Here is a 2,219-nt window from a genome sequence, read left to right as displayed (position 1 = left end):
ACATTATAATTAAGTGATGGTCCGGGTTGTTTTAAGTTGTTTTTTTGTTTAAAATTACTACTTTTTGATGTTGTCATTTATGAGTTTGGCGGCGAGGAATATAATGAGTATTTTTAATTTTACAGTCGACGATCTGACTCTGCCCATTTCGCAAGAGTTGATAACAGGGATCGATCCTCGCTCAGATATTTCGCCGGGTTCAACCTATTTTTTACTTAAAGATGTGCGTAATAGTGCTCGTGCTAATGAGCGAAAGGCACTCATTGACGAAGAAAGTGTTTCGTCTGTTATCTCTGAATGGTTACCAATACTTGAACAAGTTCCGATGGCACTTATTGAGCATTGCAAAGATCTTGAATTTACTGCTTGGTATATTGAAGCGCTATGTCGGCAGCATGGTTTTAAAGGGTTGACTTTTGGTTTCCAATTAGCGACGAAATTAATAGAGACGTATTGGGATGATTTGTTTCCCATCCCTGAAGATGGGGATCTTTCTGAACGTATTGCACCGCTTGTTGGTCTTAATGGTATTGCTGGTGAAGGAGCGCTTATAGCGCCTATTAAAGCTATTTATATCACTGACGGTGTAGAGCCATATTCAACCTGGCGGTATGAACAAGCTTGTGAAGTTGACCGATTAGATTCAGATAAACAGCAAAAGAAATTTTCTGCTGGTGTCATTTCTTTAGCAGAAGTGCAGAAGAGTATAAAAGAAACTACCAAATCTTTTTATCTCGAAATACATCAAGATATTGAGTCTACGATGCAGGCATTCTCGGCGTTATCAGCAGCAATGGACAGTGCAATGCTTGGCGATCCTCAGCCTACAAGTTATATACGTAAATGCTTAGAGTCATGTTCAATTGCAGTTAAGCACATTGCCAAAGATATTTTAGCTGAAGATAAATTTATTGCAGTTGAGGAGAGCGCTCCAGTAAAAAATGAAGCTGATAATGCAAACTCTAGCGATGTTTGTGTATTAAACAAACAAATAAAGACGCGAGATCAAGCATTGAAGACATTAGATGATATTGCCAAGTTTTTTAGAAAAACAGAGCCTCATTCTCCTATGTCTTATGCCATTGAACAAGTCGTTCGATGGAGTGAATTAAGCTTACCTGAATTACTTCAGGAGCTTATTGTCGATGGAGATGCGCGTAATGGTTTCTTCAAATTATCGGGTATTAAAGCTGAAGACTAAAAAATAGTCGTGTTATTTAGATTAGTAATTTTAAATGAAAGGAGTTTAACTTGAGCATACACAATAGACTAAAACGAGTAAGAAAACCGCGCGTACACATCACTTATGATGTTGAAACAGAAGGTGCATCAGTAAAGAAAGAATTACCTTTCGTGATTGGTGTCACGGGTGATTTTTCAGGCCATAACACGGAAGATTTGAAACCACTTAAAGATCGTCGTTTTATTCAAATTGATCGTGATAATTATAACGACATTCTAAAACGTATGAATCCAAAATTAGATATTAGTGTAGAAAACACCTTATCAGATGACGATTCTGAGATGAAACTTAGTTTGTCGTTTAAATCATTAGATGATTTCGAACCTGCTGCTGTTGTCAATCAAGTCGAACCATTAAAAAAATTAATGGACACACGTAATAAATTACGCGACTTAATGACTAAGGTTGATCGCTCTGAAGATCTTGAAAACATTCTTGAAGAAGTACTTAACAATACTGCAAGCTTAGATAAATTAGCATCTGAGCTGAAAATTGAGGGAGTTCAATAATGAGTGTAGAAGCGCAAGTTATAGACAAGCCAGCTGAAGAATCTGTCAGTTTATCAATTTTAGATCAAGCCATTGGTGCAACGAAACAAACTGAGAGTTCCCGTTCTGAAGAACTTATTCGTTCCTTAACAGAAGAAGCTTTAAAAGGCACTGTTAAATGGAATAAGAACTTAACAGTGACGTTTAGAGAAGCTATCTCAGCACTCGATACTACTATCTCAAAACAGCTTTCTGCAATTATGCATAATAAAGAGTTTCAGAAGTTAGAAGGTAGTTGGCGCGGAGTTCATCACATGGTTCATAATTGTGAAACGAGTTCAACTTTAAAAATTCGAATCATGCCCCCAGTGTCAGAATAGTTGCAATGATGACTTAATTAAGTTCTCATAATTATCTAAGAGGTTAACTAAGCAACATATGACAAATTATCCAGAAGAATTAAAACAGAAAGTTATTAACGATATGAG

General features: G+C 36.5%; 2 protein-coding genes and 1 pseudogene. All 3 read left to right on the top strand.

Features of this window, described 5'->3' with window-relative positions; translation table 11 throughout:
• The first annotated feature begins 103 nt into the window (after positions 1–103).
• A complete protein-coding gene (gene tssA, locus KSO91_RS16970; protein WP_238744203.1) occupies positions 104–1,201 on the top strand; it encodes a type VI secretion system protein TssA in 1,098 nt (365 codons plus the stop codon).
• Positions 1,202–1,251: 50 nt separating this feature from the next.
• Positions 1,252–1,752: a type VI secretion system contractile sheath small subunit gene (tssB, locus tag KSO91_RS16965; RefSeq protein WP_238744202.1), complete on the top strand. Its 501-nt coding sequence runs from the start codon at positions 1,252–1,254 to the stop codon at positions 1,750–1,752.
• A pseudogene (locus KSO91_RS16960) lies at positions 1,752–2,093 on the top strand (type VI secretion system contractile sheath domain-containing protein); the annotation flags it as partial. The gene tssB and the pseudogene KSO91_RS16960, both read left to right, overlap by 1 nt.
• Positions 2,094–2,219: the final 126 nt, after the last annotated feature.

Source organism: Psychromonas antarctica (assembly GCF_022267535.1).
Lineage (GTDB): Bacteria > Pseudomonadota > Gammaproteobacteria > Enterobacterales > Psychromonadaceae > Psychromonas > Psychromonas antarctica.
This window is presented reverse-complemented; position numbering and strand designations above follow the sequence as displayed.